Below are 7770 nucleotides of genomic sequence, written 5' to 3' on the forward strand. Positions count from 1 at the left end.
CGCACCCTCGTGACCGGTCGCGCAGTTCCCCGCGCCCCTTCGGACACTGCCGGACCGCCGCGAAGGTGCCGACGGCCGGATCCGGCGCCTCGCGACGCGGGCGCGGGCGCGGAAAACGGACGAGCGTTTGAGCAGTCCGTGGCCGGGCTAGTTTGGGCATATGGCTTCCTCGGCTTCCCCTTCCCCTTCTGCTTCTCCTTCACCTGCCGCTTCCCCCTCCCCTTCCGCATCCTCGTCCGCCGCTCCCGCGCACGGTGCCGCTCATCAGGTGCTGGTCGCGTCCAACCGCGGGCCCGTCTCGTACCAGGTGCGGGAGGACGGCTCGCTGTTCGCCAAGCGGGGCGGGGGCGGACTGGTCTCCGGTCTGTCGGCCATCGGGCCGGAGGCGGGCGCGCTGTGGGTGTGCTCCGCGCTCGGCGACGGGGACCGGGAGGCGGTGCGCCGCGGGGTCGGCGAGGACGGCGTGCGGATGCTGGACGTCCCGGCCGACGTGCACGCCGACGCCTACAACGGCATCGCCAACTCGGTGCTGTGGTTCGTCCACCACATGCTGTACCAGACACCGCTGGAGCCCGTCTTCGACGCGGAGTTCCGGCGCCAGTGGGCGGCCTACGAGACCTACAACCGGGCTTTCGCCGAGGCGCTGGCCGAGGAGGCGGCCGAGGGCGCCGCGGTGCTGGTGCAGGACTACCACCTGTGCCTCGTGCCGGGGATGCTGCGGGAGCTGCGGCCGGACCTGCGCATCGGGCACTTCTCGCACACGCCCTGGGCGCCCGACGCGTACTTCCGGATGCTGCCGGACGACATCCGGGCCCGGTTGCTCCGCGGCATGCTCGGCGCCGACCGGCTCGGCTTCCTCACCCGCCGCTGGGCGGACGCGTTCACCGCGTGCTGTGCGGAACTCCCCGGCGGTCCGGGCGACACGCGGATCGGCGTGCACGGCCTCGGCGCGGACGGGGACTTCCTGCGCGCCCGCTCGCGCGAGACGGACGTCGAGGAGCGGATGGCGGCCCTGCGCGAGGAGATCGGCGCGGGACGCCGGACGATCGTCCGGGTCGACCGGACCGAGCTGTCGAAGAACATCGTGCGCGGGCTGCTGGCCTACCGGCAGCTCCTCGACGACCACCCCGAGTGGCGGGAGCGGGTGGTGCACGTCGCGTTCGCCTACCCGTCGCGGCAGGACCTCGCGGTGTACCGGGACTACACCGCCGAGGTGCAGCGGCTGTCGCGGGAGATCAACGAGCGGTACGGCACGCCGGGCTGGACGCCGGTCCTGCTGCACGTCGAGGACGACTTCGCCCGCTCGCTGGCCGCGTACCGGCTGGCCGACGTGGCGCTGGTCAATCCGATCCGCGACGGCATGAACCTGGTCGCCAAGGAGGTGCCGGTCGTCTCCGACGCCGGGTGCGCGCTGGTGCTGTCACGGGAGGCGGGGGCCTTCGCGGAGCTGGGCGTGGACGCGATCACGGTCAATCCGTACGACGTGGTCGAGACGGCGCGGGCGCTGCACGAGGCCCTGACCATGCCGGCGGAGGAGCGGGCCGCACGCTCGAAGCGGCTGGCCGAGGCGGCGACCGCGCTCCCCCCTGCCCAGTGGTTCCTGGACCAGCTGAACGCGCTGCGCGAGCCGGGTGAGCCGGGCAGCGGTCAGCCGAGCTGATCCGCGAGCGCCCTGAGCAGCCGTACGACGCCTGCCGGACCGTCCACCACGACGTCGGCGCGCTCCCGCAGCTCGGTGACCTCGTCGCTGCCGCTGCACACCAGCAGCCCGGGCACGCCGTCGGAGCGGAGCTTGTCGACGGCGGCGAAGGCGGGCAGGTCGCCGAGGTCGTCGCCGGCGTAGACGACGGCGCCGGCCGAGACGTCGCGCACGTATTCGAGGAGGGCGACGCCCTTGTCGACGCCGGGCGGGCGCAGTTCGAGGACCAGGCGGCCGGGTTCCACGACCAGGCCGTGGCGGGCGGCGAGGCCGGCCAGCGGTTCGCGCAGCGCCTCGAAGGCGGCCTGCGGGTCGGCGGCGCGGCGGGTGTGGACGGCGACCGCCCGGCCTTTCTCCTCGATCCAGATGCCCTGCCGGGCGCCGGTCCGGTCGAGGAACCCGGGCAGCTCGGCCCGGACGGCGGCGACGCCGGGATGCGGCGCCGGGGCGCTGATCCGGCCGTCGGCCGCGTCCCAGCGTTCGGCGCCGTAGTGGCCGAGGACGACGAGGTGCTCCAGGCCGGGGACGTCGGCGAAGCCGCCGTAGCGGACGGCGACCCCGGCCGGGCGGCCGGTGACGACCGCGACGGCGGCGACCTTCGGGGCGAGGGCGGCGAGGGCGGGGACCGCGTCCGGGTGGGCGCGGGCCTGCTCGGGGTCCGCGACGATCGGGGCGAGGGTGCCGTCGAAGTCGAGGGCGATCACCGACTTCTCGGGATGCGCGAGAACGGCGGCGAGTCCGTCGCGGCCGGCAGCCGTGACGGGCGTCGGCAGTGGGTCCTGGGGGTGCGTCGAGTCCGTGTCCGTATGGGTGCCCATACGGTGACCCTAACCGCGCGACCCGCCCCGCACTCCTGCCCGCCGGGACCCACGGCCGCCCTGCCCGACGAGTCGGCCACGCCCCGCGTGGGGCGTCTCAGCGTTCGGTTCTGCGGTGGGCGCGCACTCGTCTGAGGCGGTTGACCGTGACCGGGTCGTGGGCGAGGGCGCGTTCGTCGTCCAGGAGGGCGTTGAGGAGCTGGTAGTAGCGGACGGGGGCCAGGCCCAGTTCCTCGCGGATCGCGCGCTCCTTCGCGCCGGGGCCCGGGAAGCCGCGGCGTTCCAGGGCGAGGATCGCCTGCTCGCGTTCGCCCAGCTGGTCGTGGTCCATGTCCGGCACGGTAGCCGCCGCCGACGACAGCGCCTACCGGGCGCGCTGCGCCTCGGACGCCGTCGCCTGGAGCCGGCCGAGGACCGCCGCCGGGCTGCCGCCGGGGGCGACGGCCCGGCCTATGCGTTCCTTGACGGCCGCGGCGACCTGGCCCCAGGAGGTCTCGCCGACCGGGTAGAGCTTGGCGAGCGGGAGTTCGGTGAGGAACGGCTTGAGGTCCGCGTCCTGGTCGGCGGCGCTCATCGCCTCGGACGCGGAGGTGGTGACGGGCAGCAGGTCGTACTGGCGGGAGAAGGCGAGGACGTTCTTCTCGCTGTAGACGAAGTCGAGGAAGTCCCCGATCTGCTCGGCGTGGCCGTTCTTCCTGAAGGCCATCATCCAGTCGGCCACGCCCAGGGCGGTCTTGCTCTCGCCGTTCGCTCCGGGCATCGGCACCATGCCGAACTTCACGCCGTTCCGGTCCGCCGTCTTCATCAGCGAGGGGTGCCCGTTGAGCATGCCGACGTCGCCGTCGGCGAAGGCGGCGAAGGCCTTGGCGCGGTTCAGGCTGCCGGGTGCGACCGGGCCGGTCAGGCCCTTGCCGACCAGCTCGTCCTTCAGCCAGGTGAAGGTGCGGACGTTCTCCGGGGAGTCGAGGGAGTAGGTGCCGAAGCTGTCCGTGTAGTCGCCGCCGCCGCTCAGCAGCCACTGCATCGTCTCCGCCTGCGCCTCCTCCGGCCCCAGCGGCAGCGCGTACGGGTACTTCACGCCCCGTTCCTTCAGCGCCCGGGCGTCGGCGGCGAGCTGGTCCCAGGTCGTCGGCGGGGTGAGCCCGGCCTCCCGGAAGAGGGTCTTGTTGTAGAACAGCAGGCGCGCGGACGCGGCGAACGGCATGCCGTACTGGACGTCCTTGACCTGCCCGGCGGTGACGAACTGGTTGGCGAAGTCGGCCTGGGTGTTGATGGAGAGCAGTTCGTCGGCCGGGTAGAGCAGGCCCCGGTCGGCGTAGTCGGCGTACGCGCCGATCTGCGCCATGTCGGGGGCGTGGCCGGCGGCGACGAGCTGCTCGACCTTGCGGTCGACGTCGTTCCAGGAGTAGACGCTGACCTTCACCTCGACGCCGTCGTGCTCGCTCTCGTACTCCGCGGCCAGGCGGTCCCAGTACTTCCGGGAGCTGTTGGCGGCGGAGTCGCCGTAGTCGGCGGCGACCAGGGTCAGCGTGACGTCGTCCGCCGGGCCTCCGGAGAAGCCGCAGCCGCCGAGGACCGCCGTCATGCCCAGCGCGGACGCCACCGCGATCGTTCCTGTCCCGCGCCGCCGCACCGCTCGTGACCTCACCTTGGCACCACCGTCATTGATCATCTGGAGATGATAGGTCTACACCAGGCGAATGGACTAGACCTCTTGCGGGTCGGGGGGTCACACTGTCCTGCGTGAGACACGTCATCGCCCTCGATGTAGGCGGCACCGGTATGAAGGCCGCCCTGGTCGGAGCGGACGGCACCCTGCTGCACCGGGCCCGACGGGCGACCGGACGGGAGCGCGGACCGGACGCGGTCGTCGAGGGCATCCTCGGCTTCACCGCCGCACTGCGCGCCCACGGCGTCGAGCACCTCGGCGAACCCGCCCTCGCCGCGGGCGTCGCCGTCCCCGGCGTCGTCGACGAGGCGCGCGGCACGGCCGTCTACGCGGCCAACCTCGGCTGGCGCGACGTCCCCCTGCGCGACCTGCTCGGCGCGCGGCTCGGCGTCCCGGTCGCCCTGGGCCACGACGTGCGCACCGGCGGCCTCGCCGAGGGCCGGATCGGCGCGGGCGAGGGCGCCGACCGCTTCCTGTTCGTGCCGCTCGGCACCGGCATCGCGGGCGCCATCGGCATCGCGGGCGGGGTGGAGGCGGGCGCGCACGGCACCGCGGGGGAGATCGGCCACATCGTGGTGCGCCCCGGCGGGGTCCCGTGCCCGTGCGGGCAGCGCGGCTGCCTGGAGCGGTACGCGTCCGCGGCGGCGGTCGGCGAGGCGTGGGCGGCGGCCTGCGGGAGGGCGGACGCGGACGCGGCGGACTGCGCCGCGGCCGTCGCGGCCGGCGACCCGGACGCCGTCCGGGTCTGGCGGCACGCCGTGGACGCGCTCGCCGACGGGCTGGTCACCGCGCTCACCCTGCTGGACCCGCGCACGATCATCATCGGCGGAGGGCTCGCGGAGGCGGGGGAAACCCTGTTCGCACCGCTGCGGGAGGCCGTCCGCCGGCGGGTCACCTTCCAGACGCTCCCGCCGATCGTCCCCGCGGCCCTCGGCGACACCGCCGGATGCCTCGGCGCCGGGCTCATGGCCTGGGATCTCCTCGAATCCACCGACCGTACGGAGGTAACCACCTGATGGCCCCTAGAAAGGTTCTCGCCGGTGCCCGGGTGGTGCTGCCCACCGGGATCGTGGACGACGGCCGGGTGATCGTCGAGGGCACCCGGATCGCGGACACGGCCCCCGCGGGCCCGGCCACGCACGCGGAGACCGCGGCGGCCGAGGCCGCGGACGCCCGGTTCATGGACGCGGAGACGGTGGACGTCACCGGCCACTGGCTGGTCCCCGGCTTCGTCGACATGCACAACCACGGCGGCGGCGGGGCCTCCTTCACCTCGGGCACGGTCGACGACGTCCTCAAGGGCGTCCGCACCCACCGCCTGCACGGCACCACCACGCTGGTCGCCTCGACCGTCACCGGGGACATGGACTTCCTGGTGCAGCGCGCCGGGCTGCTGAGCGAGCTGGCCGAGCAGGGGGACATCGCCGGCGTCCACTTCGAGGGCCCCTTCATCTCCCCGTGCCGCAAGGGCGCCCACTCCGAGGAACTGCTGCGCGACCCGGACCCGGCGGAGGTCCGCAAGCTGATCGACGCGGCGCGCGGCCAGGCGAAGATGGTCACCCTCGCCACCGAGCTGCCGGGCGGGATCGACTCCGTACGGCTGCTCGCGGAGCACGGCGTGATCGCGGCGATCGGGCACACCGACGCCACCTACGAGCAGACGGTCCAGGCCGTGCGGGCGGGCGCCACGGTCGCCACGCACCTGTTCAACGCGATGCCGCCGCTCGGCCACCGCGCCCCCGGCCCGATCGCCGCGCTGCTGGAGGACGAGCGGATCACCGTCGAGCTGATCGACGACGGCACGCATCTGCACCCGGCCGCCCTCCAGCTGGCGTTCCACCACGCGGGGGCGGCTCGGGTGGCGTTCATCACCGACGCCATGGACGCGGCCGGCTTCGGCGACGGGCGCTACATGCTCGGCCCGCTGGAGGTCGAGGTCGCGGCCGGCGTGGCGCGCCTGGTGGAGGGCGGCTCGATCGCTGGGTCGACGCTGACGCTGGACCGCGCCTTCCAGCGGGCGGTGACGGTCGACGGGCTGCCCGTGCAGGACGTGGTCGCGGCCGTCTCCGCGAACCCGGCCAGGCTGCTGGGCGTGGACGACCGCGTGGGCTCGCTGGAGCCCGGCAAGGACGCCGACCTGGTGCTGCTGGACGCGGAGTTCGCCCTCAAGGGCGTCATGCGCCGGGGCGAATGGGTGGTCGATCCGCAACTGGGATGATCTGTCCGGCTGTTGGCGGCGGCGGTGTCCTGGGAGAATGGAAGGGCCGCCGTCCGTCCGGCACGACCGGGCGCGGGCGGAGACACGTCGGTACGCACACGCACTTCCGGGGGAGGTCGGCCCAGGTGATCCTCACGGTCACGCTGAACACCGCTCTCGACATCACCTACCGCGTCGGGAGGCTGCGCCCGCACGCCTCCCACCGGATCGCCCAGGTGACCGAACGGCCCGGCGGCAAGGGCGTCAACGTGGCGCGGGTGCTGGCGGCCCTCGGGCACGAGACGACGGTCACCGGCTTCACCGGCGGCGCCACCGGGCGCCTGCTCCAGGAGCGGCTGACGGCCACCGCGGGTGTGGTGGACGCGCTCGTCCCGGTCGGGGGCGCGACCCGGCGCACCGTCGCCGTCGTCGACGAGCGCACCGGCGACACCACCCAGTTCAACGAGCCCGGTCCGCACATCACGCCCGCCGAATGGTCCGCCTTCCTGGACACGTACGAGGACCTGCTGGCGTCGGCGTCCGCGGTCGCCCTGTGCGGCAGCCTGCCGCCGGGCGTCCCGGTGGGCGCCTACGCCGGACTGGTGCGGACCGCGCGGGCGGCCGGGGTGCCCGTGCTGCTGGACACCAGCGGGGAGCCGCTGCGCCGCGGGGTCGCCGCGCGCCCGGACCTGATCAAGCCGAACGCCGACGAGCTGGCCGAGCTGACCGGTTCCCACGATCCGCTGCGCGCCACGCAGGACGCCCGCAGGCGCGGCGCCCGGGCGGTCGTGGCGTCCCTCGGCGCGGAGGGCCTGCTGGCGACCGCCCCGGAGGGCCTGTGGCGAGCCGCGCCGCCGGCCCGCGTGCACGGCAACCCGGCCGGCGCGGGCGACTCGGTGGTCGCCGGCCTGCTGTCGGGCCTGGTCGAACAGCTCCCCTGGCCGGACCGCCTGGCCCGCGCGGTCGCCCTGTCGGCGGCCACGGCGGCGGCCCCGGCCGCGGGCGAGTTCGACCCCACGACCTACCGCGACCTCCTGACCAACGTCGCAGTGACCGGCCTGGCCACCGCAGCCTGACCAGCACCCCAAAGGGGCGCGAGGAACTGCGCCACCGGCCCCCACGGCGCCGCAGACGACAACGCCCCGGCAACCCCCCAAAGGGGCGCGGGGAACTGCGCCACCGGCCCCCACCGCACCGCAGACGACAGTCACGAGGCGCCGTCCGCGACCGCCCCCACAAAGGGGCGCGAGGAACTGCGCGACCAACCCCCACGGCGCCGCAGACGACAACGCCCCGGCAACCCCCCAAAGGGGCGCGGGGAACTGCGCCACCGGCCCCCACCGCACCGCAGACGACAGTCACGAGGCGCCGTCCGCGACCGCCCCCG

General features: G+C 74.6%; 7 protein-coding genes. 4 read left to right on the forward strand and 3 right to left on the reverse strand.

The window, feature by feature from the left end:
• The first annotated feature begins 268 nt into the window (after positions 1–268).
• Positions 269–1660, forward strand: coding sequence for a trehalose-6-phosphate synthase (locus tag VKA29_RS02660; protein ID WP_324783480.1), 1392 nt, complete (start codon positions 269–271; stop codon positions 1658–1660).
• Here the strand turns inward: VKA29_RS02660 and otsB are convergent.
• The 3 genes from otsB to VKA29_RS02675 form a co-directional block, all read right to left on the reverse strand.
• The gene (gene otsB / locus VKA29_RS02665; RefSeq protein ID WP_324783481.1) at positions 1648–2517 is read right to left on the reverse strand and encodes a trehalose-phosphatase; all 870 of its coding nucleotides are present in this window, start codon (positions 2515–2517) and stop codon (positions 1648–1650) included. The genes VKA29_RS02660 and otsB overlap by 13 nt on opposite strands.
• A gap of 97 nt (positions 2518–2614) precedes the next feature.
• Positions 2615–2848, reverse strand: coding sequence for a DUF3263 domain-containing protein (locus VKA29_RS02670; protein ID WP_324783482.1), 234 nt, complete (start codon positions 2846–2848; stop codon positions 2615–2617).
• A 33-nt stretch (positions 2849–2881) separates the two neighbouring features.
• Entirely contained in the window at positions 2882–4189 is a 1308-nt protein-coding gene (locus VKA29_RS02675; protein ID WP_420718416.1) for an ABC transporter substrate-binding protein, read from the reverse strand.
• Positions 4190–4260: 71 nt separating this feature from the next.
• On the opposite strand from VKA29_RS02675, the gene VKA29_RS02680 reads away from it, so the two are divergent.
• From VKA29_RS02680 to VKA29_RS02690, 3 genes are all read left to right on the forward strand, one after another.
• Positions 4261–5202 (forward strand): ROK family protein, encoded by a 942-nt coding sequence (locus VKA29_RS02680; RefSeq protein ID WP_324783483.1) that lies wholly within the window; start codon positions 4261–4263, stop codon positions 5200–5202.
• The gene (gene nagA, locus VKA29_RS02685) at positions 5202–6404 is read left to right on the forward strand and encodes an N-acetylglucosamine-6-phosphate deacetylase (RefSeq protein WP_324783484.1); all 1203 of its coding nucleotides are present in this window, start codon (positions 5202–5204) and stop codon (positions 6402–6404) included. Before VKA29_RS02680 ends, nagA begins: the two co-directional genes overlap by 1 nt.
• Before the next feature lie 125 nt (positions 6405–6529).
• Positions 6530–7459 carry a 1-phosphofructokinase family hexose kinase gene (locus VKA29_RS02690; protein WP_324783485.1) on the forward strand — a complete coding sequence of 310 codons (930 nt, stop codon included), beginning with the start codon at positions 6530–6532 and terminating at the stop codon, positions 7457–7459.
• Positions 7460–7770 lie beyond the last annotated feature (311 nt).

Origin of the sequence: Streptomyces sp. H51 (assembly GCF_035656535.1) — a bacterium.
In the GTDB taxonomy this organism is placed as follows: domain Bacteria; phylum Actinomycetota; class Actinomycetes; order Streptomycetales; family Streptomycetaceae; genus Streptomyces.

Bases quoted from the DNA above. Each gene is read 5' to 3' on its own strand.
- otsB (WP_324783481.1), bottom strand. From the start codon at position 2,517: ATGGGCACCCATACGGACACGGACTCGACGCACCCCCAGGACCCACTG.
- VKA29_RS02670 (WP_324783482.1), bottom strand. From the start codon at position 2,848: ATGGACCACGACCAGCTGGGCGAACGCGAGCAGGCGATCCTCGCCCTG.
- VKA29_RS02675 (WP_420718416.1), bottom strand. From the start codon at position 4,189: ATGATCAATGACGGTGGTGCCAAGGTGAGGTCACGAGCGGTGCGGCGG.
- nagA (WP_324783484.1), top strand. From the start codon at position 5,202: ATGGCCCCTAGAAAGGTTCTCGCCGGTGCCCGGGTGGTGCTGCCCACC.